Consider the following 26,685-nt stretch of genomic DNA (forward strand, 5'->3'; position numbering starts at 1 on the left):
AAGAATAAAACTAAAGTTTCGTTAAAGCAATTTATATTACTTTTAAGGAACTTTTAAAAGGAAGGAAGTTGTATGGGAACATTTGATCTAGGTGTTGGCTCAGCGTTTTGGCTAATGAATGCAAGTGCTCTTTTGTGCGTTATTTACGGGGCTCTTTACTGGAATAAGGACAAAGAAGAGAAAGTACTCAACACGAAATCTTGGGATAGAGATGAAGCTAGAATCAATGAGGATTTATAATGAATCTCATTGAAAACATCGTCATTATTATCTATTTAGCGGTGCTTGCTTATTTGGGTTATGTGGGTTATAAACAGACAAAAAGTTCTGCGGATTACTTAATTGCAGGTGGCGATACCCATCCCTTTGTCATGGCGCTGAGTTATGGTGCTACTTTTATATCCACAGCGGCGATCGTTGGGTTCGGAGGTGTCGCTGCATGGCTGGGTAATTCGCTTCTTTGGCTTACGTTTTGTAACATCTTTATTGGCGTGTTTATTGCCTTTGTCTTTTTGGGAAATCCTACCCGTAAAATGGGCATTCGCCTCAATGCACACACCTTTCCTGAATTATTAGGACGACGTTTTAATTCTAAGTTTATTCAGGTATTTGGTGGTATTCTCATCACTATTTTCATGCCTTTATACACTTCTGCTGTTTTAATTGGTGGAACGGAGTTTTTAGTAGCGTACTTTAAAGTGGACTATCATCTTGCTCTTTTAGTGATGTCTGTCATCGTAACAGGCTACGTTCTTGCCGGCGGACTCAAAGGCGTTATGCTCACCGATGCCCTTCAAGGTGTCATTATGTTTTTTGCTATGATCATTCTTTTAGTCATGGTTTTTGATGCTGTGGGTGGAATGGATGCAGGACTTTCTAAATTAGAGATGGTTTGGGATAAAACAGTTGCACCACTAGCCAGTGTGAATATAAAAGATTTGGTAGCGGGCAGTCCAGATTTTTTAATGAAGCTTTCAATGAACTGGGGTTTCCAAGGATGGAATAAAATGCCAGTTTTTCTCTCCGAAGGATGGCTTTTCATCATCACAACCATTGCTATGGGGGTTGGTGTAGGCGTTTTGGCTCAACCACAACTCGTTGTACGTTTTATGACGGTTAAAAGTAAAAATGAACTAAACCGAGCTGTTTTGATCGGGGGTATTTTTATCATTGCGATGACAGGCATTATTTACCTTGTTGGTTCCGTAACGAATGTGTGGTACTTTGAATTTGATGGAGGCAAAAATGCCCTTCAAAGCACGGGTGGCATCGGTAAGGTTATTCCTCATTTTATCAATGCAGCGATGCCAAAATGGTTTGCATTTATCTTTTTATTTGCTCTTATTTCGGCTGCGATGAGTACGCTTTCAAGTCAATTTCATGCGATGGGTACAGCCATAGGTCGTGATGTTTTTGAGCAACTTGCAGGAAAGCACAACCCCAATTCACTGCTGATTACCCGTGTGGGTATTATCGTGATGATTATTATCTCCGTCTCTTTAGCGTATGTGTTTGATCAGCAACCTGCCATCATTGCACGCAGTACGGCTATCTTTTTTGCACTCTGCGCAAGCATCTTTTTACCAACTTATTTTGGTGGACTTTTTTGGAAGCGTATGACCAAAAAAGGGGCCATTGCTTCTATGTTTGTAGGAACTATCGTAACGACATTTTGGTTACTGTTTGTTCACTTTCAAGAAGCAAAAGAGTTAGGCATTTGTAAAATAATTTTTGGAGTAGATATTCTTTTAAGTGGCAAAATTACATTTGTGGACGCTATGATAGTAGCCTTGCCACTATCGGCTTTAACAGCAGTTGTTGTTTCGCTCATGACAAAGCCAGAGAGTTCCGCATTAATTAAAAAGTGTTTTGAGGATTAGACATCTTGCAAAACTCAAGTTGCAAGCTCTTAAAGCACCAAAGTTGCGTGGGCTTTATGCCGAATAAAACTCAGTGTTAACGTAGTGTTTGAAGCTTTGCTTTAAATGCGTGTTAAGAGTTTATAGTAGAGGATGAGGGTAGAAATTACCCTCTGTATTCTTGATATGGTTCTGAAGATGTATCAATAAAAAGACGTGTTTTTTTCATTTTTTGCATAGCTTCAAAAGTGTTTGCTTTTTCTTTTTCCATAATAGTTAAGGCTTCTTGAATCAATGCACATGCTGTTTGTGTCTCTTCAATGGTTTCAAATTGAGGCACACTTTCAATCAGTTCGCCTATAGCTTCATAATTCTCTTCTACAATAGCTATAGTAAAGGATTTAATCCACGACATACTCTGTCTCGTCTTTCCATGCTTGCAATAACTCTCGTGCAACACTAATTACTTCATCAAGTTTAGTCGTATCATTGTACATATTTGCTTCAGCAAGAAGTTTCACTTGATGAATGTAAAGCCCGCTCAAATAATGAGCTATTTGTCCTCCATCATAGTTTAAGGAGTTAATCAGTTCTGTAAAAATAGCCGATGTACGGTTGATCCAGTAAGTGCGTTTTTCGATATTTTTATCTTCGATAGCTTTTTTAGCTTGTGAAGCAAAGCGCAAAATACCTTCGTATAGCATTCTTATCAACTTTTCAGAAGATTCAATGGAAGCGTTGTTTTGTGAATAAGTTGAGTATGCTAAATTTGAATACATTTTAAAATCCTTTTTTAATTACTTTGAAGTAGTAGATTGTTTGATAATCGTAGAAAGCGAACTGAATTGATTATTTAGTTTACTGATAATACTGTCATAAGCCGCAAATTTTGTTGCCATAGCCTCATATTTTACGTCAAGTCTTGTAACCGCGGTTGCTCTTGATTTTGTTAATGTTGTTTTTTCCGTTGCTAAGCTTTTGTTATATTGGGTTAGTGTTCCATTGGTTGTATTAACATAGCCGTTAAGCATTGTATTGAATGTTGTGAAAATACCATCTTTTGTTTTTGGCGAAGAATATGTATTGTTTTTTTGAAGACCCATAGTGGCTAGAGCAGTGCTGTCTCCAGTGATGAGAATGTCAGCACCAGCAGCGCCTTTGAGAACAATATTATTGTTCGTTCCAATACTTGCATCAACACCCGTGATTCCAGCATTATTAATAGCCGTTTTGATGGCTGCTAAATTATCTGCAATTGTTGATGTTGAAGGCGTGGTGAAAGTAATAGCTTTTCCATTGATAGAAAATGTGTCTGCTCCAATACTTAAACCGCCTGATGGGACAGATGATCCTTCATACGAAGTTGTACTATACGTTGTTGATCCTAAAAAATAGTCTTTGACATCTGCTGGATCTGCTGCAACTTTGGCGTTAAATGTTGCTGCATTAAACTCAAGTTTACCCTCAGTAGTCATGCTAATGCCATAGTCACTTAGTCCTCTTCCTTCACTATCAACGCCTAAAACTTGTTTACGAATATTAGTGCTTAAAGTGTTGATTTGGGTAACGCCTTGAAACGTACCTGCTGTTTTTGTTGATGTATCAAAAGCTGTTGCAGTTTTTAGTTTTGCCATAAGATCATTGTATGAAGTTACCAGTGATTTAAGATTGGTTGTAATGTTTGTCCAATCTTGTGTAATTGCAACCGTTGTATTGGTAGATGAATCTTGTGCTTTATTTAATGTAATGCTTGTACCTACGATAAGATCATCAAATGTGTTAGAGCTACGCGCTACCGTTACGCCATTGTAAACAACAGAAGCATCGGTTGCAGTTTTGAGATGATTGGCACTTAAGTCTAATCCTAAATCTGTAAGGGCTGTTCCTGTGGACGATAATGTTATAGCGTTATCAGCTCCCGTTGAATTTGACTTAATGACAAGTTTATAAGGGTTAGTTCCTCCAACATTAAGAATAGAAGCAGTGATTTTTCCATTTGCTTTATCATTGATCATATTTTTAAGATCGGTGAGTGTTGTTGTTGCTGTTACATCAATGGCGTAAGTATTTGTTCCAAGTTTGAGACTTAGAGTATCGCTATTAGATGTAAATGTACTGGTCTGACTTGCCAAACTGTTTGATTGATAAATGTCTTGACTTGCTAAAGTATTGACATGCATTGTAAAATTATCTACAGTTGTTCCAGATTTTGTAGTAACAGAAATAGCATCATTTGAAACGGTAGTTGTTCTTTGAAGATAGTTATTCTCTTGTGATAATGCATTGGTTGATGACTTTAAGGTATTTGTTAATGATGTAAGAGACGTCAAATCCGTTTGCTTAGTCGTATTGGCTGTCACTTTGTTATCAATAGGTGTAAGTATTGCTTTTTCATCAACTGCTCTTAATTTATCTATGGTATCGTATGAAAGGGTACCACTGCTACCAAGACCAAGAGAACTTAAGCTTGATGTTGCCATCGTCTATCCTTTTTTATCAAAAATTATTCCTACGATTTCTTTCATTTTAGCGGAAAGGCTCATTGCTTCTTCTGTAGGAAATTTACGAATGACTTTACCCGTACTTTTTTCTATAACATTGATAAACATTTGATTAATCTTATCATTGTATCCAAATGTTATATTGGTATCGAGTAAATCCATTTGCTTATTAAGCTCTTTTACCGTTTCGCTTAATGCCTTTGTATTGTTATTATTGTCGTCTTCTTTTGTTGATTGCTGATTCACTTTAGATGTATCTGCTGTTTGTTCAACTTGTCTGACTGGAACCTGATTTGCTACTTTCGGAGTCGTTGCTGTTTCGACTTGTTTGCTGGTTGCGCTAAAGATGTCCATAATTGCCCTCCTTGACGTTTTATAATTTTCCTACTGACTAGATCGACACATCTTTTTTTTTATTTAATTATGAGCAATATATGTTTAACATTAAATATATCGTTTCGTAAAATTAAAGCACTTACAAAAAGTCTATTAAGATTTAGTGTGTTACTATTTCAGGTACATAACAAGAGGAATATCATGAAAGTAGCTTTAGTTTGTCAATCATTACTGTTGAGTCGCGCACTTAAAAGTTTTTTAGGAGACGTTGTTGTTCCCTATAAACAGTGTGATTTTGTCATCAGTGATAAAAAAATTGAGCTTGATAAACCTATTTTCTATATCTCTTCTACCGAAGGCAATTTAATCATTCCTTTTTCAAAATCTTCGCTCTTTATAGAACTTGACAAATTTTTCCAACATCTTTTGCTTCTTCAAGGCAATGTGGATGACATGATGCCTCACGCTAAGAACACCCATGCGCTTGAAGAGAAAATTACGGCATTAACTGAAAAATTTAGAACAGATCTTATCCAAACCATTCGAGGTTATTATGGCAATTAAACCTTTGATGGCAACGATTAGTGCAGGTAAATATAAAGGAAAGAAGATAGCCCTTCCTTCACTTGAAAGTACACGAAGTACAAAAGCTATTCTAAAAGGCTCTTTGTTTGATACCGTGCAATATGATATTGTGGATGAAGTATTTGTTGAAGTATTTGGCGGTAGTGGTTCTATGGGACTCGAAGCACTCAGCCGAGGAGCGAAGCATGCTTATTTTATTGAAAAAGACAAAGCGGCATTTAGCACCCTCAAAAGTAATTGTAAATTAATTGATGAAGCCCATACCACACCACTTTATGGCGATAGTTTTACCATTTTCCCAACATTATTACCAACACTTAAAAGTAAAGCCTATTTTTATTTCGATCCTCCTTTTTCAATTCGTGAAGGAATGGAAGATATTTATTTAAAAGTGATGGAGCTTATTGCCTCTATACCCCAAGAGAAGGCACATTTGATTATTGTTGAGCACATGAGTACGCTTAGCCTTCCTGTGAGCATTGGTTCATATGCATTACAAAAAACTAAAAAATTTGGAAATAGCTCTTTAAGCTATTACAACATATAGCTATGGAAAACACTACTTTTATTAGCGATATATCTCATAAAGCATTTCCTCTTTCTGAACGGATTTCTGCTACGACTATCAGGCATTCTATTTTAGGATCTATTCAAAATCAGTATCCTAATTTTGGGGAAGAGAGTTACCTTGCTATTACAGAACTGAATACGTTTCGTGAAAAATATATTGCTGATTATTTGGCAAAAGAGTTAGGTGAACTTTCTGATCTAGAACAACGCGTTTTAGCTTCCTTTCAAAATAATTCCACACTGACAGATAAAGTCGAAAATGATGATAATGCAACACTGAGTTTTGGTCAAAAAGTAGCGGATAAAGTTGCAAGTTTTGGTGGTAGTTGGACATTTATTATCTCTTTTTGTTCATTTCTTGTGATTTGGATTGTCATTAATATTTTCTGGTTTAAAAATCAAGGGTTTGATCCTTATCCTTATATCCTGCTCAATTTGATTTTATCATGTATCGCAGCATTACAAGCTCCTGTGATTATGATGAGTCAAAACAGACAAGAAGAAAAAGACAGAATTCGAGCTAAAAATGACTATATGATCAATCTTAAATCTGAACTTGAAATTCGGATGCTCCATGAAAAAATAGACCATCTCATTATGCATCAGCAAGAAGAACTCCTTGAAATTCAAAAAGTTCAAATCGATATGATGCAGGATATTTTACAACGCGTTAACCAGAAAGAATTATTGGAACATTAATTGCTTTAAAGTTGGCATGAATGTCAAATTTAAAGGAAACTGATGAAGATCCTCAAACTATCTTTTGTATTAATTTCAACACTCAGTACACTTTATGCCCAACGATTAGGTGATATTGCCAATGTTATCGGTGTCCGTGACAACCAATTAATTGGATACGGTCTTGTTGTTGGTCTTAACGGTACGGGCGATGGCTCATCATCAGAATTTACAAAAAGTTCTCTCTCTAACTTGTTACAGACTGTTAATGTTAAAATTGATCCTGCTGCTATTAAATCGAAAAATATCGCTGCTGTTATGGTTACTGCGAAACTTCCACCGTTTGCAAGACAAGGCGATAAGCTTGATGTTTCTGTCTCATCTATTGGTGATGCAAAGTCATTGCAAGGTGGAAATCTCCTCCTTACGGCACTTAAAGGTGTTGATGGAAAAATCTACTCTTTAGCACAAGGCTCACTTACGATTGGTGGTATGAATGGCGGTAAAGAAAAAGGTCAACTCAACCATCCTTCTTCTGCCAATATTTTTGGTGGAGCTTTGGTCGAGCGTGAAATCGAAAACGATCTCCATGAACAAGAATTTGTCAACCTTTCATTGAAAGAAGCAAATTTCAATACCGCAGTTTCAGTGCAAAATGAACTTAATAAAAAATTTGGCAAGAAAATTGCAGTCGCAACAGATTCAAGAACTATTCGCTTAATGCGTCCAGCCAACCTAACGACTACTGAGTTTTTAGCAAAAACATTGGATTCTGATGTGTTGTATGAAAGAGAAAACAAAATTGTGATAGATGAACGAACTGGTACTATTGTTTCGGGTGTTAACATTAGGGTTGATCCTATTGTTGTGACACATGGTGATATAACGATTAAAATTGAAGCCAGTAACACCCCATTGGATGATAAGAGTGTTGATATTGGTGGTGATGTGCAAATCGCAAGTACAGAAAATCGCATTAAAATTAAAGAAGAGAGCATGACGGTTGCAAATATTGCACGGGCATTGTCAAAACTGGGTGCTAAACCAAAAGATATTATCTCAATCTTGGAAAACATCAAACGTTCAGGTGCGATTACTGCACAATTGGAGATCATCTAATGCAAACAGCCGATAACAGCATCGCTCTTTTAAATGCAAATTATAACGGATCTATGGGCAAAATTGATATGCAAAGTAAAAGTGATGCAGCGCTCAAAGAGCAGACCGATAAATTTGAAGCTTATTTTGTAAAGCAAATTCTTGATATCGCAATGAATACGGAAGATAATGGCGAAAATAGTCTCTTTCCAAAAGATGCAGGTGATAAAATTTATAAATCTATGTATAACGACACAATGAGTACAGCTTTAAGTGGAAATTTAGGGCTGAGTGAAATGTTATTTAGTTATTTGAAAGAAGGGCGTTAAAGTTTTATCATTTTTGACGATATGGTTGTAGACAACTACAATCTAGAATAAAGGGTTTAAAATGATTTCAAAAGTTCAAACGTCCAATGTGGCGTATTTACAACAGAGTGCTCCCAAAGATGATTCATCTAAAGGTGTCTCCAAAACAGAAAAAAGCGAAGGGATAGATAAAGTCTCCGCACTCAAAGCTGGAATCGAAAATGGAACGTACAAAGTCGATCTAGCAAAAACTGCACAAGCAGTCGCGGAAGAGTTGATCTAAATCCTTACACATGTAAAAGGATGATAAGATGTTGACGCACTACTTACACAATGCTATTAAAGATATAGAAAATCTCATTGAACAGACACAAAAAGATATAGCGGATATTAAAGTCGCAAAACACAGTGAGGTTTTTGAGAGAGCAAAAATTAAAAACGATTTGATTCAATCATTTGAAAACAAAAAGTCTCTTTTAGATAATGAACTGATGAAGATGCTCAAAGAGAGTGGTCAAACTTCATTGGAAACGTTGTTAAGTGTTGAACAAAAAGAGCTTTTAGCGCAAATGAAAATAAAACTCTCGGAACTTAAAACCTATAACAGTCAATATGCTAAGTACGTCATTACCATCAGTCAATTTTACAATGTATTGCTTGACAGCATCTTTCCAAGAGATATGGAAGGCTATAAAGTTGCAAACCATACGCCGGCTTCTTTATTAAAAGTTAGGGCTTAGTTATGAGTAACTTATTTGGAATTTTCAATACAGGTAGATCAGGACTTAATGCTGCACAAGTAGCAGTAGCCACTACCAGTCAAAATATTTCCAATGCAGGCAATCAATTTTATACACGTCAACGTGTTCAATTTACAGCAAGTGATGCTATCGCCTCTAGTGGAATTAGCATTGGCACTGGTGTTACGGTAACATCTATCGTTCGCATTCACGATGAATTTGTTTTTACAAAACTTAGAAATGCATCATCCAACCTTTCCTATGATACATACTCTTCGCAGTCACTTCAAGAAGTAGCAAAGAATTTCCCAGACTTAGCGGATGCTGGTATTTCCAAAGATTTAACCAATTATTTTACGCAGTGGAATAATCTTGCTTCTAATGCAACTGCTGGTTCTCAAAAGATTTCTTTAACACAAGCGGCTACAACATTAACTGGTGATATTCAATCGACAAGAGACTCAATTCGAGGTATTCAAGACTCTATAAATACACAGCTCAAATCATCTCTTGATGAGATCAATAGTTTGGGAGAAAGAATTGCCAAGATCAATGGGCAAATCTCCAATATTGAATCTGATAAAGTTACTAATGCCAATGACCTTCGTGACAAGCGCGATGAACTTGAACTTACTTTATCTAAAATGCTTAATATTTCTGTCTCAAAAGGTGCGATTAGCACAAACAATACGGTTGATGCTAATATGACAGATACAGGTACTCAGTATTATCTCAATATTTCAGGTGCTGCTTTTGTGGATGGATCAACGTTTCATCCTTTAGTCATTGATAATACTTCTAATGCAAGCAGTTACTATTCTATCTATTCTGAAATACAAGATGGTACACGCTACAACCTTACTGAGCAGTTATCAGGTGGTAAGATTGGAGCGATGCTGGATCTTCGTGGTCGTGTTGTCTCCGCTGGTGTCAATGGGGGTTATCCTCAAGATGGAAGTATTCAAGATTATGTCAATAAACTGGATAGTCTTGCTCAAACCGTGATAACTGAGACAAATAATCTTTACGCAAGAAGTGCTCAAAAAAGTATGCAATCGCCTATTTTAGATCTTAAAAGCACTACGTCATTGCAAAATGCTTATAATAATATTAACAATGGTTCTTTTGATATGATCGTTTATGATAGTGCCGGTAAAGAAGTTGCGCGTAAAACCATTAATATTGATAATTCGACCAGCATGGGCGATGATACTTTTTCTAACAGTATCTTGACTCAAATGAATACAAGTACTGATGATAACAAGGATAATAATTCACTCAATGACGTGGATGACTATTTTAAAGCGACATTTATGGACAATGGTGCATTTTCACTTTCACCCATTTCCAACAATAGTGGTTATACAATAGCCCTTCAAGACAATGGATCTAATTTCCCTGGAGCTATTGGGGTAAGTCAGTTTTTTACTGGAACGGATGGGTCAAATATTGATGTAAATGCAGAATATAAGAAAAATCCTCTGGCAATGCAAGCGTATGGTGCACCTATTGTGGGTAACCATGATGTTGCAAACGCTATGGTGCAGTTACAATACAATTCATTAAATTTTTATGCCAAAGACGGAAGTGCAACAAAAGAGACTATTGCTGGTTATTACAGTGCTTTGACAACCAAAGTTGCAACAGATGCTTCCGCTTCATCAACAAGTTATGATACCAATGATGCACTTTATAATACGATAAATACCCAATTCCAATCTGTCAGTGGTGTCAATAAAGATGAAGAGTTAGCCAGCTTGATTCAATATCAAAAATCTTACAGTGCGGCTGCCAAAATCATTACGACTATAGATCAAATGTTAGACACTCTTTTAGGCATTAAACAATAGTGAAACGATTTCCTTATATGAGTACCTTTGTTTTGGTACTCATCTTCTTTTTTTGTTTTCTTTTACCTTCCTTTTACACAGGTTCAGCTTATGACCTTAATCCTACAGCTATTTTATTACCACCAAGTTTTGAATATCTCTTAGGTACCGATAGACTAGGGCGTGATCTTTTTACGCGTTTAATGGTCGGCGGTCAAGTTTCATTGATGATTGGTATGTTAAGTGCCTTGATTTCAAGCTTGGTGGGGTTGATGATTGGCATTAGTGCTGGATTTTTTCAAAAAGGTGTTGATAAATTCATCATAGTACTTATTGACCTTTTTCTAACGTTTCCCACATTTTTCCTTTTATTGGCACTTATCAGTTACATGAATGCTTCTGTTTGGGTGCTTATATTTATTATTTCCATCACAGGATGGATGGGAATGGCTAGAATGATTCGCTCTGAGAGCTTCGCGATTTCAAATGCTCCTTTTATTAAAATTCTAAAGCTCTCTAATGTCAATACATTCAAAATTATTTTTAAATATTTTGCTCCTTTATTAGCCCCTATCTTTTTTATCAGTTTTACATTTGGTGTCAGTGGTGCTATTTTAGCTGAGAGTGGGTTGAGCTTTTTAGGTATTGGTATCACACCTCCACAAATGAGTTGGGGTGTTATTATTAGTGAAGGGAAAGAAGTGATTGATATTGCATGGTGGCTGAGCTTTTTTCCGGGCTTTCTTATTTTTTTAGTCACTCTTTCATTGATTAATCTCTCTGATTATCTACAATCTAAGAGCAATGAAAAAGATGTTTTAAATGACGTTTGAAGCTGTAAAAAAACTTTTAAAAGAAGAAGCGCTTAAACGTAATCATCATGAAGAGCTCTCCCAAGATCGCCCTGATCCTTTGATGATTGCATCAAGGTATAAAGACGAGTTTAGTTCCCTCATCTGCGCACTTTTTGCATATGGAAATGTTTCTGCCATTATTCAATTTTTGGAAAGCTTAGATTTCTCATTGTTAGATGCTGATGAAAAAACTATTGAGCAGACATTGTCGCATCATTACTATCGGTTTCAAAATGCCAAAGATATCCAAGCCCTTTTTATAACACTCGCTCGCCTCAAAAAAAACAGAAGTTCATTGGAGTCTATTTTTCTTCCAGCCTATCAAAAAGAATCTAACGTCATGGATGGTTTACGCGCATTGATCGCAATGTTGTACGATATTAATCCGTATCGTTCACGTGGTTATCAGTTTTTGTTGGGTACAATTCCTCCTACAAACCCACACTCTCCTTATAAACGATGGCATATGTATCTAAGATGGATGGTTCGAAATGATCATCTTGACCTTGGTCTTTGGCAAGGTGTTGATACCAAAGATTTGCTCGTTCCTCTTGATACCCATACTTTCGCTGTCGGGAAAAAATTGGGCTTGATTCAGCGAAAATCGTATGATTTTAAAGCTGTGTTAGAGTTGAGTCACACACTCCAAAAGATTGATCCAAGTGATCCTGTCAAATATGATTTTGCACTCTATCGCTTAGGACAAGAGAAAATTCTTTTTTAAGGTTCACAATGAATGTGAAGTATTGGCTCCCTAGGAGCTTTACGGTTTTGAGAGAAGGGTATGACCTTACTAAATTCTCAGCCGACATAGTAGCAGGATCTACCGTTGCGATTATCGCTTTACCTTTAGCTATGGCTTTTGCAATAGCCAGTGGTGTAAGTCCTGAAAAAGGGCTTTTTACAGCGGTTGTCGCAGGGCTCATTATCTCTCTCTTTGGTGGGAGTAGGTACCAGATTGGAGGTCCTACAGGGGCTTTTGTTGTGGTACTCTATGCGGTTATCTTAAAACATGGATACGATGGCTTAGTGATTGCCACCTTTTTAGCGGGTGTAATGCTCTTTTTTATGGGTGTTTTTAAGCTTGGTAATATTATTAAGTATATTCCTTATCCCGTGACGGTTGGTTTTACAACAGGTATAGCACTGATCATTTTCTCTTCGCAGATTAAGGATTTTTTTGGGCTTCCTATTGCAAAGATGCCAGCAGAATTCGTTGATCAATGGAAGCTTTACTCTACAGAATTTTTACATGTCAATTATTACGCAGTTGCAGTTGGCGTCATTAGTATTGTGCTTTTGATTAAGCTGCGTCATCGGTTTCCGCATATTCCGACACCTATTATTGTTATTATTCTCTCAGCATTAGCTGTCTACTTTTTTAAATTGCCTGTTGAGACGATTGGGTCAAAATTTGGAACACTTCCTTCTACTTTACCCTATCCAACGATTCCAGCTTTTTCTTTAGAAAAAGTGCGTGCAGTTTTTCCTGATGCCATGACGATTGCGCTTTTAGGTGCTATAGAATCATTGTTGTCATGCGTGGTTGCTGATGGTATGACGGGTGATCGCCATCATTCAAATAAAGAGCTAATGGCACAAGGTGCTGCCAATATAGCTTCAGTGCTTTTCGGTGGCATTGCCGCAACGGGAGCTATTGCACGAACAGCTACCAATATTAAAGCGGGGGCTTATAGTCCAATTTCAGGTGTTATTCACGCTTTAATGCTTCTTGTTTTTATGTTTTTATTTTCCAAGTTCATTGTGCTTATCCCTCTTGCAACATTGGCAGCCATTTTAATCGTCGTTGCATGGAACATGAGTGAATTTCACCATTTTAAAGCCATTGCTCTTAAATCTGAACGTTACGACACGGTTGTGCTTTTAATGACTTTTTTCCTTACGGTTTTGATTGATCTCAATACAGGCGTTCAAACAGGCATTATGTTAGCGGGACTTTTGTTTATTAAGCGCATGATTGATGTTACTGGCATTGTTGATACAAAAAATACAATCGTACTCCCTTTTGATAGTCAAGATGAGCCTTTAGAAGTTGATGATGCAAATGCCATTTCTAAAAAAATTGTCCCAAAAGATGTGGAAGTGTATGAAATTGATGGCCCGTTTTTCTTTGGTGTCGCGGATCGCCTTAAAAACGTGCTCAATGAGGTGAGTAATCCTCCACGCATTTTTATTTTGAGGATGCGTCATGTTCCTATGGTTGATGCAACAGGGCTTCATGCTTTGGAGGAATTTTTTGATTTGTGTAAAAGTAACGGAACGATTCTTGTACTCTCAGGCGTGAATGAGCACATTAAGCTTAAAATGCGACGCCTTGGCTTTGAGAAAAAAATAGGGATAGAAAACATTACTGACAATATTGACATGGCACTTTCTCGTGCCCATAAACTATTAATAAAGGAGTAACAGTGCCATATGTTAACATTAAGATCACCAAAGAGGGTGCAACGAAAGAGCAAAAAGCAGAGCTCATTGAAGGCGTTACAAACCTTTTAGTCAGTGTTCTTGGTAAAAATCCAGCCACGACCGTTGTCACGATTGACGAAGTGGATATGGATAATTGGGGTATAGGTGGGCAACAGGTCAGCGAACTTCGCAAAAAACCGAAGCCTTAATGAACTATTAAATGATTTATAGATACAATCACGCAAAATTAATTAACGAAGGAAATGTGTAATGGGCGAAATGTTTACATTTTTAGGTCTTATTAATCACACTCATGACTTCATCTTTGTATCCCATATTGTTTTAGTCGGTGTTATCAGTTTTGTCTTGGCAAAACTTGCAACAACTAAAATGCAACTGGTACCAAGTGGTGTTCAAAATGTCATGGAAGCGTATCTTGAGAGTGTCATCTCTATGGGTAAAGATGTCATTGGAGAAGAATTGGCGCGTAAATACCTACCACTTGTAGCAACACTTGGTTTGATGGTATTTATTGCAAACGTTATTGGTATTATCCCTGGTTTTGAAGCTCCTTCAAGTAACCTAAACATGACATTGGCGTTAGCGCTTATGGTATTTGTTTACTATAACTTTGAAGGTATCCGTGTCAACGGTGTTGTTCATTATTTTGCGCACTTTATGGGACCATTGAAAGTTTTGGCTCCTTTAATGTTCCCAATCGAGATCGTTTCACATCTTTCTCGTATCGTCTCTTTGTCTTTCCGACTTTTCGGTAACATCAAAGGTGATGATCTTTTCTTAGCGGTTGTTTTGATGCTAGCTCCTTGGGTAGCACCACTTCCTGCATATGCGCTTTTAACATTCTCTGCATTTTTGCAGACGTTTATTTTTATGATCTTAACATACGTTTATCTAGCAGGTGCTGTTTTAATTAGCGAAGAGCACTAAAAAGTACTCCTTTGTTGCAACACCAACAAACGCGTTTTGAAAAACTCCTCAGTTTATTGCAAGGAGCCTCATGGGCACTTGCAATAGCAGGTGGGGGTTATACTTTTCTCGCTTTACTTCCTTTTGGTTTTATCATCGCTTCCATCATTGCTCTTTTCTTCTTTTTAACAGGATGTTTTTTTGTCATAATCTTTGAAATGGCACAACTGCAACTGGATAAAATGGGAGAGCTTAAAAAACAGACGCAACTCTTAGAAAAACTCTCTCACGATGATCAAACACTATCTCATCACTGATCCTGTTTTTTATACTTCCAATCCAACAGAAGTTGTTCAAAAACTTTTACACGTAAAAGCCAAATATCAGCCTGATTATATCTGTTTACGCGATAAATTGACCTCTGATTATGCCTCTGTCGCTAAGGCCATTGTAAAGGCTAAAATTCAAGATGAAAAAACAAAACTCTATTTGCACACGGATTTTAAACTAGCCCATGAATTAGGCTGTGATGGTGTACATCTACCTAGTCATGCTTTTGATCAAATTGAGAAAGCTAAAGCATTGGGTTTAGAAGTCATTGTTAGTACGCATACGTTTAAAGAGGCAGATGAAGCTCAAAACAAAGGTGCTGATGCCATTACCTTTAGTCCTATTTTTGCAACGCCCAATAAGGGGCAACCGCTTGGTTTAGAGAAGTTAAAAGAAATAAATGATAGAATCCGCGTTAAATGTTTCGCGCTTGGTGGCATCATCAACATGGAGCAAGTGAAGGCTTGCGAAGAGGTTGGTGTGTATGGTTTTGCCTCAATTCGCTTTTTTATAGATTAATCCCAAAGGGTATTTATGCAATTTGAAGTTGTTATTGGACTTGAAGTTCATGCTCAGTTAAATACAAAAACCAAGATTTTTTGCAGTTGTCCAACCAGTTTTGGAGATGAACCAAATACCAATGTATGTGAGGTCTGTTTAGGCCTTCCTGGAGCACTTCCTGTTTTGAATAAAGAGGTTGTTAAAAAAGCGATTGCCCTTGGTACGGCTATCAATGCAACGATCAATCAAAAATCTATTTTTAACCGTAAAAACTACTTTTATCCTGACCTTCCAAAAGGCTATCAGATCAGTCAATTTGAGATACCTATTGTTGAAAATGGTGAGATTATTATTGATTTTGAAGATGGTACAAAAAAGCGTATTGGTGTAACACGTGCGCATCTTGAAGAAGATGCAGGTAAAAACATCCATCATGGTAATGTCTCTCATGTTGACTTAAACCGTGCAGGAACACCACTCCTTGAGATCGTGAGTGAACCGGATATGCGAAGTAGCGAAGAAGCTGTTTTATATCTAAAAAAACTTCATGCTATTTTACGATACCTTGATATTAGCGATGCCAATATGCAAGAGGGAAGCTTCCGTTGTGACGCGAACGTCTCTATTCGTCCAAAAGGTGATACGAAGCTTTATACTAGAGCAGAAATCAAGAACCTAAACTCGTTTAAATTTATTCAAAAAGCGATTGATTACGAAGTACAACGTCAAAGCGAAGCGTGGGAAGATGGCGTTTATGAAAGAGAAGTGGTTCAAGAAACCAGACTTTATGATACCGAAAAAAATGAAACAAGAAGTATGCGAGGTAAAGAGGACAGTGCGGAGTATCGTTACTTTCCAGATCCTGATTTATTGCCAGTTCTTATCCCTGATGATATGCTTGCAGAATGCATTAAAATTCCTGAACTTCCTGATGAAAAAAGAGATCGTTTGGTGAAAGAATATGGCATCAAAGAGTACGACGCAAACGTGATTACGTGCAGCGTTGAAATGGCACAATTTTATGAGACAATGATTAGCGAAGGTGCTGGTGCTAGAAATAGCATTACCTGGTTGACTATAGAATTACAAGCACGTTTAACCCATGGTGTGACCATTGTGACATCTCCTGTCGATGCCATTAAGCTTGCAATGCTTGTTAAACGCATCGAAGATGGTACGATCAGTGGAAAAGCTGCTAAAGAGGTGCTTGATTATTTGATGGAAAACAGTGCAAACGTTGATGATGCGATTGAAAAATTAGGTCTTAAACAAGTCAGTGATGATGGTGCTATTTTAACGATTATTGATGCAATTATCGCAGCGAATATGGATAAAGTAGCTGAGTATAGAGGCGGTAAAGATAAACTTTTAGCTTTCTTTGTTGGTCAAACAATGAAAGAGAGTAAAGGGACAGCAAATCCTGTAAAAGTGAATGAACTTTTAAAATCTAGACTTGATGTTTAAGTAGGTTAGGCGTGAGTATAGCAGTTATTGGAGCAGGTAAATGGGGGCAAGCACTTCAGTTTGCGCTCTCTCACAATTTTATATGTAAGATTACATCACGCCAACCTAAAGTTATTGAAAATTTTGTGGGTCTTGAAGAGGCTTTATCTTCTGAGTATCTTATCTTTGCACTTCCTGCTCAAGTAGTGCGTGGTTGGCTGGAAGAGCATTTTAGCTTTACGGGGCAAAAAATTTTAGTGGCAGCAAAAGGTATAGAGCAGGGAAGTGGTCAATTTCTCAATGAAATTTTTGCTAAGCATGTTCCCGAAGATCATCTGAGCTTTTTATCGGGTCCTTCGTTTGCAAGTGAGGTCATGCAAGGTCTCCCAACTGCCGTGGTTATTAATTCTACCAACGAAACGCTTTCCAAAGAATTTGCTTCATTTTTCCCTTCCTTTATTAAAACGTATACTTCAAAAGATGTTATTGGCGCAGAGGTATGTGGCGCATACAAAAATGTTCTTGCTATTGCCAGTGGTATTTGTGATGGATTGAAACTGGGTAATAATGCACGTGCTAGTTTGATTGCACGAGGTCTTGTGGAGATGCGTCGTTTTGGGAAATTCTTTGGAGCACAGGATGAAACATTTTTAGGTTTAAGTGGAGCAGGAGATCTCTTTTTAACAGCTTCTAGCACGCTTTCTCGTAATTATCGTGTTGGTCTTTTTTTGGCTGAGGGCAAAAAGCTTGATGACATTTTGGTTTCATTAGGCGAAGTTGCTGAGGGCGTTTTTACCTCAGAAGCCATTTTTGAGCTTTCTGCAAAGTATAGTATTTATACACCCATTGCCCATGAAATAGCGCTTATCTTAAAAGGCAAAGAGCCACGGATGAGTGTGAAAGATTTGTTGGCTGATTGATGATACGCAAGCTTTTTTTCTCCTGCTTATTTTTCTCCTCGCTAATGCACGCTAAAACACCGCCTTTGGAAGACATGATTGCCCAAATGATTATGATTGGGTTTGATGGTACCAAAGAGGGTGATAAATGGGTTGATCAGATCGCAAAAGACATTAAGCGTGAAAAAATTGGTGGCGTTTTTATTAATGAAAAAAATATCCAAAATCCAGCACAACTGAAAAAGCTTAATGAGTATCTCAAAGCACAAGCGCCAAAAGAACTTCCTCTCATTGTTGCCGCAGAGCATGAAGGTGGCACTAAAAGTCTTTTTGAAGCCAAAAAAGGCTTTAACGAAGTTCCTTCCGCGTATGAACTTTTTAAGAATAAAGATATAGCTGAAACGGAAGAACTCTACCAAAAACTAAGTCATGACCTTGCTAAAAGTGGTATTAATGTCAATTTTGCACCTGTTTTAGACCTTCAGCCCAAAAAAGATGTTTATGAGAGTTCAAAATTGCAACGCAGTTACTCCAGTTATGAAGAAATTGTAACCACCTATGCCATGTTATTTATCAATGCGCTTCATGCTGAAGGTGTTATGCCCGTTGTGAAATATTTTCCAACAGCAGGCGCTAATTTATGGAATAACTTTTCCAGTGAAGAAGATGTAACCAATACATGGCGTTTTGAGCAATTAAAGCCTTATTATGATCTGATTGCTTTTGGTAAAATGGATGCTGTAGTCATTTCGCATGTTGTGCATAAAGAGATTGATCCTAAAAATCCACTCCTATTTTCAAAACTGGTTATTCAAGGGTTACTTCGAGATAAAATGCACTTTGAAGGTGTTGTTTTTGCTGATAATTTACGCACAAACTCTATAGCCAGCAGTATGGATTTTAAACAAAGGGTCATTCGTAGTATTGATGCGGGGGCTGATATTTTAGTCTTTACAAACTATTTTGCTGACAATGCGAGTATGACATTTACAATTAATAAGATAATTACAGATGCCATCAAAAGTGGGGAGTTAAGTAGTGAGCGTATAGCCCTTTCCTATGAACGTATTGTAAATTTTAAACAAAAACTATCAAAAAGAGGAAGCCATGTTAATTAAAAATGCTTTAGTGTCAACTCAAAAAGGTCTTGTGAATCAAGATGTATTGATAGAAGAGGGAAAAATTGTTGCCATAGCGCAGAATTTAGATGCTTCGGCTCATGAGGTGATAGATGCAAGTGGACTCTACCTTCTTCCCGGTCTTATTGATCTAAATGTTCGCTTTTCAAATAGCACGCTTAATCAAGAACACATTGATAAATTAGCGAGTAGTTGTCTTAAAGGTGGCGTAACAACAGCCGTTGTTATGTCTGATTTTACACCACGACTTGAGAGTGCGACCTTATTGGAGCTTGTTAAATTTAAAATTGATCAAGCCAAAATTAATCTTCAAATAAGTGCGCCTCTTGCCGATGAAAAAGAGGATCAACTGCACAATATTGCTACCCTTTTAAATAATGGTGCCGCTGCTATTTTGGCTGATTCGCATCGTAATGCAAATCTTTTACGACGGGGTATGCAATACGCAACAATGAAACAGAGACCTTTCTTTGTACAGTGCTATGAACCAAATCTTGATGATAATGGTTTAATGAACGATGGCGCGATCGCTTCAAAAATGGGGCTTTCTGGAATTTCAAAAATCTCTGAAACGGCTGAAGTTGCTAAACTTTCAGAACTTGCACATTTTTATGGCGCAACCGTTGTGCTAAAATCACTTTCTACAAAACGCTCTTTAGCGATTGTCAAAGAGCATAAAGCCCTTCAATCTAAGCTTTATACGGAAGTTTCTATTCATCATCTTTCCAAAAATGACAGTAGTTGTGCTGGTTTTAATACATATGCAAAATTGATGCCGCCGCTTCGTGAGGAAGAAGAGCGTAAAGCTTTAGTAGAAGCACTGAAAGAAGGATTAATCGATATTTTAACCTCTGCTCATTCTCCAAAATCTATTTTATACAAGGATGTTGCGTTTGAAGATGCGGCATTTGGAATTGGTTCAATTGAAGAGTTTTTAACACTTGCTTATACATTTTTAGTGAAAAATGATGTCATTGATCTTAATGAACTTATTCGTATTTGCGCTCAAAATCCAGCAAAAGTTTTAGGACTTTCTCATAAGGGCACTATAGCAGTAGGATTTGATGCAGATTTAGTACTCTTTGATCCAAACGAGAGCTATGAAGTTACCAATAAGCATTCACTGTATTGTGGTAATACACTTCATGGTAAAGTGAAAAAAGTAGTTGTGGGCGGAAAATTACTTCTGAATTAATAATAGACACGTGAAAGATAAAGTCCACACGCTGGAATCAGCGTTGTGGAGACTTTCATTTTTCGTTCACGTTGAGCAATAATATCTTCATAACTGAGAGATCCCTCACATGCTTTGAGTAGACTTCCGCACATCATGCGTACTTGTGAGCGTAAAAAAGCATTGCCTAAAAAATAAATAATAATAAAATTATTATGACGATATGCACCTGCTTTAAAGATAGTACGTTTATCGTTTGTTGTTTCACCACCCAGTTTTTTAAAATACTCAAAATTATGAAATCCAACAAATATCTGCGCATAATCGTTTAATTTCATAACATCTAGAGATTTTACATGGTAAGCATAATTGGCTAAAAATGGCTGATATGCTCCATCATAAAGGACGTAACGGTAGAGTCTTTTTTTGGCACTGAATCGTGCATGAAAAGACGCAGTAGCCGTTGAAATACTTTTAATGAAAATATAAGGATTTAGAAAGCCATTGAGATGATCTTTTAGTTTTTCGAGGTCATTCCAAAAAGCAGGAAGATCAATATGTACGACTTGATGTGTTGCATGAACTCCACTATCTGTTCGTCCACTTCCTACAACATTTTCATCAATATTGATACGCTTAAGAGCTCTTGTAATTGCACCTGCAACAGTTTGGGAGGCCTTAGTTTCGTTCTTTTGTATTTGGAAGCCCATAAAATGGCTTCCATCATAGCTTAGAGTAATTTTGACACGCATAAAAATTTAGAAGATATCACGAATGCGTTTTTGGTAAATTTTGTAGGCAATAAAAAAAGTAACAAGAAAAACAATGATAGGGGCACCTTGAGGATGCCATGCTGCAATGAGTGTTGTGAGTATAAGGTAGAGTGAAATAGTGGCAAACATAGCAATATAGATGCTTCCTTTATCATAACGATACGTCACAATACCAATGCTAAGCGCAATCAGTGTTGATGCAATAGGGAAAAGAGCGATGAGTAAGAAAAATGAGAGATCATATGCACGTTTTTGATCAACAAATGCACCATTCCAATACTCTTCGATAGTTTGTATCGCACCTATCGGTGTTTTTGGACTAGAATTAATATGCATGCGCTCAAAATCGATTTGTTGAATATCTTCTTTTGTAAATTCAAAAATTTTGCCCTGATCAAGATTGAGTCTAAGAGTTCCTTTTTCATTAAAAATTGCAGCATTTGTAGCAATGATGAGTTTTTCATCTTCTTTGTTATTTGGAGCTTGGTATAGGGTAATACCTGTGTAGTTTTGATTATTATCACTGTGTTCAATATAGACAAGCCAATCAGAAAATTTTTGTCCAAATTCATTGGCCTTAATATTGAATTTTGCTTCTGCTTTTTTGTATTCTAAAAAGTTGTTATTCAGTTGCTTTGAAATAGGAATAAGAACAAAAATATCGACAATAAGCATAAATGAGAGAAGTGATGCTAAAGCTAAAAAAAGTTTTGCAATCTTTTTTGGATTGTACCCTAGTGTAAACAGAACAATAGTTTCATTCTCTTTGGAGAGATTAAAAAGGGTAATACACAGTGCAATAAAAAAGGTAAGTGGCAACGTGTAAATAAGCGTTCTTGGTAACAAATAGATATAAAGTGTTCCTAATTCTAAGAAATTCATCTTTATAATGGCCGTCATGGCTGTTAGCTTGATGAAAAAGACCACCGATGTGATAAAGAAGAGGATAAAAAATAAAGAGCTAAAGAGCTCACTGAAATGTTTTAAAAGATAACGACTTACTCTATTCATAAATAAATTCCATTACATGTAAAATTGGTTTATCGAAAAGCCACGTGAACAAAAGACCAAAGGCAAGAAACGGGATAAACGGAAGTTGATAACTTCGTTTTCGTACAAGTACAAAAGCAACAAGCGAAAGGATTGCCGCAATATAAATAGCGACAAAGCCTAGTTTGATTCCAAGGATGGCTCCTATTATACCAGCAATAATAATGTCTGCTTCTCCCATGGCTTCTTTTTTAGCAAATGCTGAGACAAGAAAGCGAAGAAGCGTAAAAGCTCCCATAAATAAAAGCCCATTTTGAAGAGATACTAAAGGTGGATTTAGACAAAAAGAAAGCAAAAGCACAGGAAGACTGAGTACATCAGGAACTGCTTTGTACCGCAAATCTATAATACTTAGAGCCATTAAAAGTGCAAAGACTGAACCGAGTAATAAAGCTTGAACAATACTCTCTAAATGTATAAAACAGATTCCATACAGGAGTGCTGAACTCAATTCAACAAAGGGATATTGAAGCGATATAGTACTTTTACAAAATGCACATTTTCCTCTTAGTAAAAGCCATGAGAAGAGAGGAATATTGTGATACCATTTTAAGGGATGTAGACACTTAGGACAATGCGATGCAGGAAAATTGATACTTTCATTTTTAGGCAAGCGAAGTATGGCAACGTTTAAAAACGATCCAATACATAAGCCAAAAATAACGATCAACATACCTTCCATAACCACTAGCCCTTCACATCTAAAACTAAATCACTGATATCAAAAAGAGGTTTGAGCTCTTTTTTCACAGTAAAGTGTGTAATCATACCCAATTTAGGGCTCTCTTTTTGTAAATAGTACAAACTTTTATCGTACATTGCAGCTATTTCAAATTCTGTTGGGCTGATACTGCCCAACAGGGGTCCTAAATGCTCATATGCGATATAAAAAAGCAATGATTCATCCGCTTGTTTTTGAAATTGCACCATCACTTTCTTGCCTTTAAAAAGTAGGGGAATATGAATGGTTGCTTTAGAAAGTGCTAAAAGCATATAGGAGTAAGTTTTAAAAAGCTCTTTACTCAATGGTTCATCGCTCAATTGCTTGAGTAAAAAAGCCTTAAAATCGTTGTAATTGAAGCTTTCTGATTCAAAGAACTCTTCGAGAGAAAGGGGTAAAAAGTATGCTTCATCTTCAAAGAGTTGAGGCTGTTTCCAAAGATTGGAAATGGTTAAAATTCCACCGCGTCCTTCGGAAAAATTTGCCCAGTATTTTTGCCCTTCTTTGAGGTTTTTACTACTTTTAGTGGTGAGTTCTTTTCTTCCAAGCTTCAGGCGATAACGCGTTGCATCGATTTGTTTGAGTACTTCAATGCTTACGGGAAGATTGGCATTGAAATTAATATTGGAACTACTGGTATGTCCGATGTCAGAGCCAATACCTGCTAACTTCTGAAGCGTGGAGATCATAGGTGGCTACAGTGTTCCACAATTAATTCTGCAATCTCAAATTTTCCAGCAAGTGAAAATTTTTGAACATGTGAAGCTGTGATGAAACTGACCTCATTTTTAGTGCTACCAAATGTATTTTGCCCTTTAAGGACATTGAGACAGACTGCATCAAGTCCTTTTTTCTCCAACATTTTACTTGCGTTATCCAGCGCTTTACTTTCATCCATCTCTGCTTTAAAACCGATGACTTTAAAGCCTTTTTTAGGTAATGATGAGAGAATATCGACATTGCGTTTCAGTTCTAAGTTGTATGTTTCACCCAATTCTTCTTTTTTGAGTTTTCCCTCATGTGTTTGAACCGGTATAAAATCACTTACAGCTGCAGCCATTAATAAATAAGGCGTTTTATCGTTTTTAGTGACATATTGCATCTGGGAGAGAAGGGCACTTTGCAGCTCGTATGTACTTTTTACATGTAACGTATTAATTGCGTTAACAAGGGGTGTTTCACCACTGCTAACAAGTGTCACATTGGCACCTCTTAAGTAAAATGCAAGTGCTAAAGCAGAGGCTTGTTTTCCACTGGAAAAATTGGTGAGACATCTTACATCATCAATTTTTTCCATCGTTCCACCCCCTGTGATGATAACCTCACGTTCAGTCCAAAAAGGCTCTTTCAGGAGAAGGCGTGAACAGGTATAAAAAATCTGCTCAACATCAGCAAGAGCACCAACACCTTCATCGTTGCAGGCAAGTAGTTTGGATTGCGGTGCGATGATCTCATAGCCAAGTGAGGCAAGTTTGGTAAGACTTTCTTGCGTGATGGGACTTAGCATCATGTTGGTATTGGCAGATGGGGCGAGAACAATCGTTTTTGTAAAAGCAATCGCTGTTTGCGTTAAAAGATTGTCCGCAATGCCATGACTAAGCTTGTTGATGGTATTAACAGAAGCTGGGGCAATGAGAAAAAGATCTGCCCATTTACCCGTATGAATATGGCTGAGCCCTTCACTCCAGCTTTCTGTATCAGCATGTAATACTTTATTTTGACTGATAGCCTCAAAAGTAAGCGGTGTGATAAAACGCTTTGCATCTTCGCTCATCAGCACTTTTACCTCAGCTCCCGCCTTAACAAAGAGCCGAATTAGCTCTAAAGCTTTGTAAATAGCAATGCTTCCCGTGACACCAAGAAGGATTTTTTTCCCTGCAAGTAGGTTATTACGCATCTTTTTTCCCGAAGAATTTGTAGAAGAATCCCTCAATGATTTTGAGTGGTTCTCTATTGATAGCCAAAGCGCCTTTAGGAATGTCTTTAGTGACCGTTGTTCCAGAAGCTATTAAGACATCATCTGCAATAGTGATAGGTGCAACAAGTTGGGTATCGCTTCCAACAAAGACATTTTTGCCGATGATGGTTTTGTATTTGCCTTTTCCATCGTAATTACAGGTAATCGTTCCACAACCGATATTTGTTCCCTCATCAATGGTTGCATCGCCAAGGTAGCTTAAATGACCTGCTTTAACGCCCTTTAGTGTAGATTTTTTGATTTCAACAAAATTGCCAATATGGGTACCTTCAATAATTGAATCAGGGCGAATTCGCGCCATTGGTCCAATATCAGAGTTTTTAATAACACTTTTTTCAACTACGGAATGTGCCTTAATATGGGCATTGTCTAAAACAGTGCCCTTCAGTAGTGTCACACCATTTTCAAGTTTACATTCACCCCTCATCTCTACATCTGCTTCGATGTAGATGGTGTGCGGTAAGCGCATACTCACACCTTGCTCCATAAAACGGCGTTTGATGCGGTTTTGCATCAACTCTTCTGCTTGCGAGAGGTGGTACTTTGAATTAACACCCATAAACGTGGCTTCATCGACAAAAAGGGCTTTAACCGTTCTGTTTTCTGCGTTGGCTAAGGCTATAAGATCGGTAATGTAGTACTCTTTTTGGCTATTGTTATTGGAAAGTTTTGGAAGATTCTCTTTTAAAAAGTCTGTTTTGAAAAGATAAACGCCTGCATTCACCGCAGTGACTTTTTTCTCTTCAATACTCGCATCTTTTTCTTCGACTATTTTTTCCACATTATAGTGGGTGTCCATGATGACCCTACCATACCCAAAGGGTTCTTTACATGTAAAAGCACTCATCACAACATCTGCATCCAAATGTGTAAAATTTTGCATATTTTCTGCTTCTAACAGAGGCATATCGCCATTAAGAACCAATAATCGTTCATATTTGGGAGCAATGCCACGAATTGCACCACCCGTTCCAGGGAAGTTTTGATGGTCTTGCATGCTGTAGTGAATATTGGAAAAATGGCGGTTCATTTTTTCTTGAACAAGGTCTGCTTGATGGTATAAGATAACATGGATATCATCGCTGATCTTTTGAGCTTCTTTGATGATGTGGTATAACATCTCAAAACCGCTGATTTCGTGAAGTACTTTTGGTAAAGTAGATTTCATGCGAGTACCTAGTCCCGCAGCCATAATTGCAATCGAAATATTCATAAATGGTGTTCCTACAAATTAGATGAAATCTATTTTAACGAAAAGTTGTTTAAAGATTAAAACGTATTTTGGTTGAGTTTGTTGAGAGATGAGTGCAAAGGCTATCACTCTAGTTTTCACGATATGATGCATTTACGTCTAAATACCTCTGATTTACTTGCTATATCGTATAATTTATAGTAATATTAATCAATCACAATATAGTCACTTATTCGTTTGAATTTTGCATTTACATACATTTTATGCTGGAGTAATTCATATGATGCCTCAATGGAATGACAAGTATAAACTAGACCATGATCTGTTAGATCAACAACATAAAGAGCTGTTTAAGCTTGCTAATTTCGTTTACAATTTAGATCCAACTTCAACCAAGAAAAATGAAGTTGCAACGCTTTTTAAAGCTTTTTACCAATACATGGATACTCACTTCAAAGATGAAGAGGCTTATATGGCTTCTATTTCTTATCCATTGCTCGATGAGCATAAAAAGCTCCATCAAGAAATCATCGCTAACCTCAATCATATTTTGAAAACAAAAAAGACAGTTCAAGAATTACAAGCCAGTATGAAATATGCTGCGCAAAAATGGCTTTCAGAACATATTTTAGAGAATGATTTAAAAATCATTGCATGGGCTAAAGGGTAGGGGGACAATAGCCTCACATTTTAAAACGCAAAGAGAGTCATTGAGACTCAAAAGAGTAATGTTTAGATTTGAAAACTGCTAACTTTAGTACTTTACTTCACAA

Annotated in this window: 32 protein-coding genes; 22 read left to right on the forward strand and 10 right to left on the reverse strand. The window is 37.1% G+C overall.

Translation table 11 applies throughout. The features are described from left to right. The first annotated feature begins 72 nt into the window (after positions 1–72). Together V7Q04_RS05755 and V7Q04_RS05760 are read left to right on the forward strand one after the other, a co-directional pair. Entirely contained in the window at positions 73–240 is a 168-nt protein-coding gene (locus V7Q04_RS05755) for a symporter small accessory protein (protein ID WP_333803974.1), read from the forward strand. Next, on the forward strand, positions 240–1,880 hold the full coding sequence (locus V7Q04_RS05760) for a sodium:solute symporter family protein (protein ID WP_333803975.1): 1,641 nt from the start codon (positions 240–242) through the stop codon (positions 1,878–1,880). The genes V7Q04_RS05755 and V7Q04_RS05760 overlap by 1 nt, the downstream gene beginning before the upstream one ends. Before the next feature lie 145 nt (positions 1,881–2,025). On the opposite strand, the gene V7Q04_RS05765 is transcribed toward V7Q04_RS05760, so the two are convergent. The 4 genes from V7Q04_RS05765 to V7Q04_RS05780 are packed head-to-tail and all read right to left on the reverse strand — an operon-like array spanning position 2,026 to position 4,714. Beyond that, a complete protein-coding gene (locus V7Q04_RS05765) occupies positions 2,026–2,274 on the reverse strand; it encodes a hypothetical protein (RefSeq protein ID WP_333803976.1) in 249 nt (82 codons plus the stop codon). Further along, a complete protein-coding gene (gene fliS, locus V7Q04_RS05770) occupies positions 2,261–2,638 on the reverse strand; it encodes a flagellar export chaperone FliS (protein ID WP_333803977.1) in 378 nt (125 codons plus the stop codon). The genes V7Q04_RS05765 and fliS overlap by 14 nt, the downstream gene beginning before the upstream one ends. A gap of 18 nt (positions 2,639–2,656) precedes the next feature. After that, positions 2,657–4,339 carry a flagellar filament capping protein FliD gene (fliD, locus tag V7Q04_RS05775; protein WP_333803978.1) on the reverse strand — a complete coding sequence of 561 codons (1,683 nt, stop codon included), beginning with the start codon at positions 4,337–4,339 and terminating at the stop codon, positions 2,657–2,659. Between the two features lie 3 nt (positions 4,340–4,342). Continuing rightward, positions 4,343–4,714 (reverse strand): FlaG family protein, encoded by a 372-nt coding sequence (locus V7Q04_RS05780; RefSeq protein ID WP_333803979.1) that lies wholly within the window; start codon positions 4,712–4,714, stop codon positions 4,343–4,345. Positions 4,715–4,897: 183 nt separating this feature from the next. Between V7Q04_RS05780 and V7Q04_RS05785 the strand changes: the two genes are divergently transcribed. The 19 genes from V7Q04_RS05785 to V7Q04_RS05875 all read left to right on the forward strand — a co-directional run bounded on the left by V7Q04_RS05785 (position 4,898) and on the right by V7Q04_RS05875 (position 20,219). Next, the gene (locus V7Q04_RS05785) at positions 4,898–5,260 is read left to right on the forward strand and encodes a hypothetical protein (RefSeq protein ID WP_333803980.1); all 363 of its coding nucleotides are present in this window, start codon (positions 4,898–4,900) and stop codon (positions 5,258–5,260) included. Then, positions 5,250–5,828 (forward strand): 16S rRNA (guanine(966)-N(2))-methyltransferase RsmD, encoded by a 579-nt coding sequence (rsmD, locus tag V7Q04_RS05790; RefSeq protein ID WP_333803981.1) that lies wholly within the window; start codon positions 5,250–5,252, stop codon positions 5,826–5,828. The genes V7Q04_RS05785 and rsmD overlap by 11 nt, the downstream gene beginning before the upstream one ends. A gap of 2 nt (positions 5,829–5,830) precedes the next feature. Next, complete coding sequence (locus tag V7Q04_RS05795) at positions 5,831–6,550, forward strand: DUF1003 domain-containing protein (RefSeq protein ID WP_333803982.1); 720 nt, start codon at positions 5,831–5,833, stop codon at positions 6,548–6,550. A 42-nt stretch (positions 6,551–6,592) separates the two neighbouring features. Beyond that, positions 6,593–7,648 (forward strand): flagellar basal body P-ring protein FlgI, encoded by a 1,056-nt coding sequence (locus tag V7Q04_RS05800; protein WP_333803983.1) that lies wholly within the window; start codon positions 6,593–6,595, stop codon positions 7,646–7,648. Between the two features lie 53 nt (positions 7,649–7,701). Continuing rightward, complete coding sequence (locus tag V7Q04_RS05805; RefSeq protein ID WP_333804423.1) at positions 7,702–7,956, forward strand: rod-binding protein; 255 nt, start codon at positions 7,702–7,704, stop codon at positions 7,954–7,956. 61 nt (positions 7,957–8,017) lie between these two features. Continuing rightward, positions 8,018–8,218 carry a flagellar biosynthesis anti-sigma factor FlgM gene (locus tag V7Q04_RS05810; protein ID WP_333803984.1) on the forward strand — a complete coding sequence of 67 codons (201 nt, stop codon included), beginning with the start codon at positions 8,018–8,020 and terminating at the stop codon, positions 8,216–8,218. A 28-nt stretch (positions 8,219–8,246) separates the two neighbouring features. Continuing rightward, complete coding sequence (locus V7Q04_RS05815) at positions 8,247–8,675, forward strand: hypothetical protein (RefSeq protein WP_333803985.1); 429 nt, start codon at positions 8,247–8,249, stop codon at positions 8,673–8,675. A 2-nt stretch (positions 8,676–8,677) separates the two neighbouring features. Then, on the forward strand, positions 8,678–10,525 hold the full coding sequence (gene flgK / locus V7Q04_RS05820; protein WP_333803986.1) for a flagellar hook-associated protein FlgK: 1,848 nt from the start codon (positions 8,678–8,680) through the stop codon (positions 10,523–10,525). 17 nt (positions 10,526–10,542) lie between these two features. Beyond that, entirely contained in the window at positions 10,543–11,337 is a 795-nt protein-coding gene (locus tag V7Q04_RS05825; protein WP_333803987.1) for an ABC transporter permease, read from the forward strand. Next, the gene (locus tag V7Q04_RS05830; protein WP_333803988.1) at positions 11,327–12,082 is read left to right on the forward strand and encodes a TIGR02757 family protein; all 756 of its coding nucleotides are present in this window, start codon (positions 11,327–11,329) and stop codon (positions 12,080–12,082) included. Before V7Q04_RS05825 ends, V7Q04_RS05830 begins: the two co-directional genes overlap by 11 nt. 8 nt (positions 12,083–12,090) lie before the next feature. Continuing rightward, positions 12,091–13,785, forward strand: a complete 1,695-nt coding sequence (locus tag V7Q04_RS05835; RefSeq protein WP_333803989.1) for a SulP family inorganic anion transporter — start codon at positions 12,091–12,093, stop codon at positions 13,783–13,785. Between the two features lie 2 nt (positions 13,786–13,787). Further along, complete coding sequence (locus tag V7Q04_RS05840) at positions 13,788–13,994, forward strand: tautomerase family protein (RefSeq protein WP_037955736.1); 207 nt, start codon at positions 13,788–13,790, stop codon at positions 13,992–13,994. 61 nt (positions 13,995–14,055) lie between these two features. Beyond that, entirely contained in the window at positions 14,056–14,733 is a 678-nt protein-coding gene (locus V7Q04_RS05845) for a F0F1 ATP synthase subunit A (RefSeq protein WP_333803990.1), read from the forward strand. A gap of 11 nt (positions 14,734–14,744) precedes the next feature. Continuing rightward, the gene (locus V7Q04_RS05850; protein WP_333803991.1) at positions 14,745–15,029 is read left to right on the forward strand and encodes a hypothetical protein; all 285 of its coding nucleotides are present in this window, start codon (positions 14,745–14,747) and stop codon (positions 15,027–15,029) included. Beyond that, entirely contained in the window at positions 15,004–15,561 is a 558-nt protein-coding gene (locus V7Q04_RS05855; protein WP_333803992.1) for a thiamine phosphate synthase, read from the forward strand. Before V7Q04_RS05850 ends, V7Q04_RS05855 begins: the two co-directional genes overlap by 26 nt. A gap of 15 nt (positions 15,562–15,576) precedes the next feature. Next, entirely contained in the window at positions 15,577–17,007 is a 1,431-nt protein-coding gene (gene gatB, locus V7Q04_RS05860) for an Asp-tRNA(Asn)/Glu-tRNA(Gln) amidotransferase subunit GatB (protein WP_333803993.1), read from the forward strand. An 11-nt stretch (positions 17,008–17,018) separates the two neighbouring features. Continuing rightward, positions 17,019–17,906, forward strand: coding sequence for an NAD(P)H-dependent glycerol-3-phosphate dehydrogenase (locus tag V7Q04_RS05865; protein ID WP_333803994.1), 888 nt, complete (start codon positions 17,019–17,021; stop codon positions 17,904–17,906). Between the two features lie 74 nt (positions 17,907–17,980). Then, positions 17,981–19,003, forward strand: coding sequence for a glycoside hydrolase family 3 N-terminal domain-containing protein (locus V7Q04_RS05870; RefSeq protein WP_333803996.1), 1,023 nt, complete (start codon positions 17,981–17,983; stop codon positions 19,001–19,003). Beyond that, positions 18,993–20,219, forward strand: a complete 1,227-nt coding sequence (locus V7Q04_RS05875; RefSeq protein WP_333803997.1) for an amidohydrolase family protein — start codon at positions 18,993–18,995, stop codon at positions 20,217–20,219. The genes V7Q04_RS05870 and V7Q04_RS05875 overlap by 11 nt, the downstream gene beginning before the upstream one ends. On the opposite strand, the gene truA is transcribed toward V7Q04_RS05875, so the two are convergent. Genes truA through glmU form a run of 6 tightly spaced genes read right to left on the reverse strand, consistent with a single transcriptional unit; the run spans position 20,216 to position 25,933 of the window. After that, complete coding sequence (gene truA / locus V7Q04_RS05880) at positions 20,216–20,950, reverse strand: tRNA pseudouridine(38-40) synthase TruA (RefSeq protein ID WP_333803998.1); 735 nt, start codon at positions 20,948–20,950, stop codon at positions 20,216–20,218. The genes V7Q04_RS05875 and truA overlap by 4 nt on opposite strands. A 6-nt stretch (positions 20,951–20,956) precedes the next feature. After that, a complete protein-coding gene (locus V7Q04_RS05885; RefSeq protein WP_333803999.1) occupies positions 20,957–21,982 on the reverse strand; it encodes an LptF/LptG family permease in 1,026 nt (341 codons plus the stop codon). Beyond that, positions 21,975–22,703 carry a prepilin peptidase gene (locus V7Q04_RS05890; protein WP_333804001.1) on the reverse strand — a complete coding sequence of 243 codons (729 nt, stop codon included), beginning with the start codon at positions 22,701–22,703 and terminating at the stop codon, positions 21,975–21,977. The genes V7Q04_RS05885 and V7Q04_RS05890 overlap by 8 nt, the downstream gene beginning before the upstream one ends. Positions 22,704–22,708: 5 nt before the next feature. After that, entirely contained in the window at positions 22,709–23,431 is a 723-nt protein-coding gene (locus tag V7Q04_RS05895; protein ID WP_333804002.1) for a hypothetical protein, read from the reverse strand. Next, positions 23,428–24,639 carry a bifunctional phosphopantothenoylcysteine decarboxylase/phosphopantothenate--cysteine ligase CoaBC gene (coaBC, locus tag V7Q04_RS05900; RefSeq protein ID WP_333804003.1) on the reverse strand — a complete coding sequence of 404 codons (1,212 nt, stop codon included), beginning with the start codon at positions 24,637–24,639 and terminating at the stop codon, positions 23,428–23,430. Before coaBC ends, V7Q04_RS05895 begins: the two co-directional genes overlap by 4 nt. Beyond that, positions 24,632–25,933 (reverse strand): bifunctional UDP-N-acetylglucosamine diphosphorylase/glucosamine-1-phosphate N-acetyltransferase GlmU, encoded by a 1,302-nt coding sequence (gene glmU / locus V7Q04_RS05905; RefSeq protein ID WP_333804004.1) that lies wholly within the window; start codon positions 25,931–25,933, stop codon positions 24,632–24,634. Before glmU ends, coaBC begins: the two co-directional genes overlap by 8 nt. Before the next feature lie 259 nt (positions 25,934–26,192). Here glmU and V7Q04_RS05910 point away from each other — a divergent pair, with 259 nt between their 5' ends. Next, positions 26,193–26,582, forward strand: coding sequence for a bacteriohemerythrin (locus tag V7Q04_RS05910; RefSeq protein WP_333804005.1), 390 nt, complete (start codon positions 26,193–26,195; stop codon positions 26,580–26,582). The last annotated feature ends 103 nt before the right edge of the window (positions 26,583–26,685 follow it).

This window comes from Sulfurospirillum sp. (genome assembly GCF_036802865.1).
GTDB lineage: Bacteria > Campylobacterota > Campylobacteria > Campylobacterales > Sulfurospirillaceae > Sulfurospirillum.